The sequence below is a fragment of the Micromonospora maritima genome, assembly GCF_902825405.1.
Classification (GTDB): Bacteria; Actinomycetota; Actinomycetes; order Mycobacteriales; family Micromonosporaceae; genus Micromonospora; species Micromonospora maritima.
Map to the genome: position 1 here is coordinate 1 of NZ_CADEAU010000417.1, position 4,717 is coordinate 4,717.

General features: G+C 74.1%; 4 protein-coding genes. All 4 read left to right on the plus strand.

What is annotated here, in order from left to right:
- Positions 1–920, plus strand: a 920-nt coding sequence (locus HUW36_RS25965; RefSeq protein WP_174530552.1) for a sensor domain-containing diguanylate cyclase, incomplete at its 5' end; no start/stop codon positions are given.
- A 9-nt stretch (positions 921–929) separates the two neighbouring features.
- On the plus strand, positions 930–1,919 hold the full coding sequence (locus HUW36_RS25970) for a UTP--glucose-1-phosphate uridylyltransferase (RefSeq protein ID WP_174530553.1): 990 nt from the start codon (positions 930–932) through the stop codon (positions 1,917–1,919).
- Entirely contained in the window at positions 1,916–3,229 is a 1,314-nt protein-coding gene (locus HUW36_RS25975; RefSeq protein WP_174530554.1) for a molybdopterin molybdotransferase MoeA, read from the plus strand. Before HUW36_RS25970 ends, HUW36_RS25975 begins: the two co-directional genes overlap by 4 nt.
- Positions 3,230–3,337: 108 nt before the next feature.
- The gene (locus HUW36_RS25980; RefSeq protein WP_174530555.1) at positions 3,338–3,979 is read left to right on the plus strand and encodes a GNAT family N-acetyltransferase; all 642 of its coding nucleotides are present in this window, start codon (positions 3,338–3,340) and stop codon (positions 3,977–3,979) included.
- The last annotated feature ends 738 nt before the right edge of the window (positions 3,980–4,717 follow it).

Sequence of the window (4,717 nt, forward strand, 5' to 3'; positions counted from 1 at the left end):
CCTGCGAGACGTACGTGGCGGTGCCGTTCGCCGCCCCGGGCGCCGCCGAGTCGCGCGGCCCGGACCGACCCGGTCATCCGCCGGTCGACGGTGACCCGCCCGCCCCGCCCGGCGGGGCGCTGGGCGTGCTGGCCCTCTACGACCGGCTCGGTGGCCACGAGTTCGACGACGACGACCTGGTCACGCTGCGGACCTTCGCCGGCCACGCGGCGGTGGCGGTGGAGAACGTCCGGGTGCACGAGGAGGCGCAGCGGCTCTCCCTGACCGACCCGCTGACCGGGCTGTGGAACTACCGCTACCTGCGCGAGTCGATCCGGCGGGAGGTCGAGCGGGCGAACCGGTTCGGCCGGATGCTCAGCGTGCTCGCCCTCGACCTGGACCGGTTCAAGGACGTCAACGACACCTGGGGGCACGCCGCCGGGGACGCGGTGCTCGTCGAGTTCGCCCGCCGGGTGCGCGGCGTCATCCGCGAGGTCGACCTGGCGTTCCGGCAGGGCGGCGAGGAGTTCGTGGTGCTGCTCCCGGAGACCGACGCGCGCGGCGCGACCATCGTCGCCGAGCGGCTGGGCGCGGTGGTACGGGACCAGCCGGTGCCGGTCGAGGGGCACGGCGACGAGCCGGTGCGGGTGCCGGTGACGGTCTCCATCGGCATCGCCGTCTACCCCGACCACGCCGCCGGCGGCCAGCAGGTGCTGGACGCCGCCGACGACGCGCTGTACGCCGCGAAGGCCGCAGGCCGGGACGGCTACCGGCTGGCCCCGGCGCCCGATCCGGTTCCCACGCAGGAGATTCCGGTGGTGGCGGCCACGGTCAGCCCGCCGGACGGGCTGCCCCGAGCCGGCGCGGCGGACCCGCCGGGCACCGCACAGGGCGGCGCGTCTTCCGGTCCTCACCCGCCGCGGCAGAGCCGTGGCCGATAGTCTCGCGGCATGTCGGAGCACTCAGCGAACCCCTCAGCGACCCCCGGTCGCTCCCGCGCGGTCAAGGCCGTCATCCCGGCCGCCGGCCTGGCCACCCGGTTCCTGCCGGCCACCAAGGCGGTCCCGAAGGAACTGCTGCCGGTCGTCGACCGGCCGGTGCTGCAGTACATCGTCGAGGAGGCCACCCAGGCCGGCATCGCCGACGTGCTGCTGATCACCGGTCGGGGCAAGACCTCGATGGTGGACCACTTCGACCGGCGGCCGGACCTGGAGGACCGGCTCGCCAAGAAGCCCGAGCTGCTGGCCGCGGTCAAGCGCACCGAGGAACTGGCCGCCGTCTACACCGTCCGCCAGCCGGAGCAGCTCGGCCTGGGCCACGCCGTCGGGTACGCCGAGTCGCACGTCGGCGACGCCCCCTTCGCGGTGCTGCTCGGCGACGAGTTCGTCAAGCCCTCCGAGCCGCTGCTGCCGGCCATGCTGGAGCTGCAGGCCCGCACCGGCGGCGTGGTGCTCGCGTTCTTCGAGGTCGACCCCTCCGAGACCAGCCGCTACGGGATCGCCTCGGTCGAGCCGGCCGAGTCGGAACACTCCGACATCGCCGAGGTCGTCAAGGTCACCGGCATGGTCGAGAAGCCCAGCCCCGAGGACGCCCCGAGCAACCTCGCCGTCCTCGGCCGGTACGTGCTCCCCGGGAAGATCTTCGACGCGATCCGGCGAACCGAGCCGGGCAGCGGCGGCGAGATCCAGCTGACCGACGCGATGGAGCTGCTGCGGACCGAGGGCGTGCCGGTGCACGCGATCGTCTACCGGGGCACCCGCTACGACACCGGCATGCCGCTGGGCTACCTGCAGACCGTGGTCCAGATCGCCGCGGAGCGGGAGGACCTGGGCGCCGAGTTCCGCAAGTGGCTGGCGGAGTTCGTCAACAAGGGCGACGAGACCGTCACCGACGCGATCCTGAACGGCGTGCGCGACACGTCCGGCGGTGCCGATACATGACCGCGACGGCCGACGCCGAGGCGGCCGCGAACGAGTTGACGCCGCTCGCCGACTACCTGGGCAGTGTGCTGCGCAGGTTACGCGCGCTGCCTCCGCTCGACCTCGACCTGACCCAGGCGTACGGCAACGTGCTCGCCGAGGACGTGGTCGCCCCGCACTCCTACCCCGCCTTCGACCAGGCGGCGGTGGACGGGTACGCCGCGCGCTGGGAGGACATCTCTGGAGGGAGCCGGGGGCCGGGCTACGTCCCGGCCCCCTCCGGTATGCCCGGCGGTCGCAGCATCCGGCTCAACGTGGTCGGCGACCTCGGCGCGTCGAGCTGGCGGCCGGTCCGGCTCACCCCCGGCTCGTGCTTCTCGGTGGCGGCGGGCGCGCCGCTGCCGATCGGTGCCGACGTGGTGGTGCCGGTGGAGTGGACCGACCAGGGCATGGCCGCGGTGGAGATCTTCCGCGCCCCCAAGCGGGGGTACGGCCTGCGTCGCGCCGGCGAGGAACTGGGCGCCGGCACGCTGCTGGCCCGCGCCGGCGCGTACGTCTCGCCGGCCCTGGTCGCCGTGTTCGCGGCCACCGGCATCGGACACGTGGTGGTACGCCCCAGCCCGCGGGTGGTCATCGTGGCGACCGGCGACGAACTGGTCGACGTGGGCCGGGGCAGCCAACCCGGCCAGGTGGTGGACACCAACTCGCACGCGCTGACCGCGGCGGCGGCCGAGGCGGGCGCGCTCGCGTACCGGGTGGGGATCTGCGACGACGACCCGGAGGCGCTGCGCGGCCTGCTGGAGGACCAGACCCTGCGGGCCGATCTGATCATCACCACCGGCGGCACCGGCACCGGGCCCGGTGACATGGTCCGCCGGATCCTGTCCCGCCGCGACGGCGGCCGGGCCGGGCCGGTCACCTTCACAGAGGTGGCCCTCTATCCCGGAACCGCCCTCGGGTTCGGTACGGTCGGCGCCGAGGAGGTGCCGGTGGTGTGTCTTCCCGGTGAGCCCGGCGCGGCGCTGATCGGCTTCGAGGTGCTGGCCCGCCCGGCCATCCAACTGCTGGCCGGCGCCGAGCCGGTGTTCCGGCCCAGCGTCCGCGCGCACCTGCTGGAGACGGTCTCGTCGCCGGTGGGGCTGCGCGAGTTCCGGCCCGCGCACGTGGCCGAGCGGCGCGGTGGCGGCTACACCGTGCAGCCGCTGGCCGGCGGCCCGTTCACGCTGTCCGGCCTGGCCGAGGCGAACGGCCTGCTGGTGCTCGGCGAGCGGGTCACCACCGCCGCGGCGGGGTCCACCGTGGACGTGTTGCTGCTGGACAGACGCCGGTGAGCGCGAGGAGTGAGCTTGCGAGCCCCGCAGTCGCGAACGGACGGTTGATGCGGTGAGCGCGAGGAGTGAGCTTGCGAGCCCCGCAGTCGCGAACGGACGGTTGATGCGGTGAGGTTCCGGCGGGCGCCGGGGTGGCCGGCGGTGCTGGTGGACGGTCCGGTGGTGCTGCGACCGTACCGGCGGTCCGACGCCCTCGCCTGGTCCGAGATCCGGCGGGCGAACCGGAGCTGGCTGGCCCCGTGGGAGTCGCACGTGCCGGGCAGTTGGGACGAGACCAACTCTCCGGCCGCGTTCCGCCTGGTCCACGCCGACCAGCGCAAGTCGGCGCGTACCGGTGACGGGATGCCGTTCGCGGTCTGCCTGCGCTCCGACGGTCGGGAACGGCTGGTCGGGCACCTCAACGTGGGCAGCATCGTGCGGCGGGCGTTCTGCTCCGGGTACGTGGGCTACTGGGTGGACTCCCGGGTGGCCGGTCGCGGCGTGATCCCGACCGCTGTGGCGCTCGCCGTGGACCACGCGTTCGGGCCGGGCGGCCTGCACCGGATCGAGGTGAACATCCGACCGGAGAACGTCCCCTCCCGGCGGGTGGTGGAGAAGCTGGGCTTCCGGGAGGAGGCCTACCACGTGCGCTACATGCACATCGACGGCGCGTGGCGGGACCACATCGGATACGCGATGACCGGCGAGGAAGTGGCCGCCGAGGGCGGTCTGCTGGCGCGGTGGCACCGCGTACGTGACACCCGGCGTTGACGCGTTCGGACCGTGACCGCCCGGCGCGGCGCACGGTGAACCGGGTCGGCGGCCCGTAACCTCAAGTAACTGCAAGCTGTGGCAAGCGCTGCCCGCCCGCATGATGTGCGCCGTTAACGACGGTCGACGGAAGAAGTTGCGGCCGTGTGGCGCTCGCCCCGAACTTGGTGACGGGAGGGGTGAGGGTGCCCACGTCGGTGCTCCTCGCCGTCCTCGCCGCCGCCGGTCTGCTCGCCCTCGCTCCGGCGCTGGTCCGCCGGTACGACGCCACCGAGCGGCTGGTGGCGGAGCGGGCGCAGTCGACGGCGCGGGTGCTCCAGCGCCAGCGTCGACGCCGCACCGTGCCCGGACGGCGGCCGGTGCATCCGCCGCGCGCGCTCGTGGTGACCCTCAGTGAGGATTCCGACACGGGCGGTCTTGCCCGCCCGGTCTCCGCGCCGCCCGTGCGGCGCCGGTCGGGTCGGCTCCGGCCCGTCTCGGCCATTCCGGCGCAGTCCCGCCGACGGCACCCGACCCGGCGCCGGCACACCCCCGCGGTCTACCGCCGTCGCCGGGTGCTCGCCGCGCTGCTGCTGCTCAACCTGGTCGAGCTGGTCGGCGTGGTGCTGGTCGGCCCCGGGTTCTGGATCAGCGTCTCGGTGACCGGCGCGCTGCTCGGCGCGTACGTCGTGCACCTGCGCCAGCGCGCGCTGGCCGAGCGAGATCGGAAGAGCGTCGTGTAGGGAAAGAGTGTTCAGA

Bases quoted from the DNA above. Each gene is read 5' to 3' on its own strand.
- HUW36_RS25975 (WP_174530554.1), top strand. From the start codon at position 1,916: ATGACCGCGACGGCCGACGCCGAGGCGGCCGCGAACGAGTTGACGCCG.
- HUW36_RS25970 (WP_174530553.1), top strand. From the start codon at position 930: ATGTCGGAGCACTCAGCGAACCCCTCAGCGACCCCCGGTCGCTCCCGC.